This is a genomic window from Komagataeibacter kakiaceti JCM 25156 (genome assembly GCF_000613305.1).
Window position 1 is genome coordinate 1 of the sequence record NZ_BAIO01000899.1, and the last position, 567, is coordinate 567.

General features: G+C 66.3%; 1 pseudogene. It reads left to right on the forward strand.

Going from position 1 to position 567, the window contains the following annotated elements:
- A pseudogene (locus tag JCM25156_RS26710) lies at positions 1-460 on the forward strand (N-acetyl-gamma-glutamyl-phosphate reductase); the annotation flags it as partial.
- Between the last annotated feature and the right edge of the window lie 107 nt (positions 461-567).

The following is a 567-nucleotide window of genomic DNA, read 5'->3' on the forward strand; positions in this document are numbered from 1 at the left end:
GCGGCATGATCGAGGCGCATGAGCGCGATGGCGGCCCCACCTTCGAACTGTACGGGCTGGGGCTCGGGCACAAGCACATGCCGGAAATGGCGCTTTACGCCGGGCTTGCGCGCGCGCCGCTATTCGTGCCGTCGGTGGGGCACTTTCCACAGGGCATGATCGTGTCCGTGCCGCTGCATCTCGACCTTCTGCCCGGCCAGGTCCGTATGGCGGACCTGCACGCGGCGCTTGCCGCCCATTACCGTGGGTCCGACCGCATTACGGTGGCCGAACCCTGCGCCAAACTGGTGGCCGATGCGCTGGCGGGCACCGACCGGATGGAGCTGCGGGTGCATGGCGATGACGCGCTGGGCCAGGTCGTGCTGACCGCGCGGCTGGACAATCTGGCAAGGGCGCATCGGGTGCCGCACTGCAGAATGTGGCGCTGATGCTGGGGCTGGAGCCGCCGCCGCCAGTGTGATATAGCGGGTCCGCAAGACGTCCCTGGACTGATTGCCTGTATGCGAGAGTGACGGAACGGTAGACGTAGTCGATTCAAAATCGACCGCCGAAAGGCATAGGGGTTCG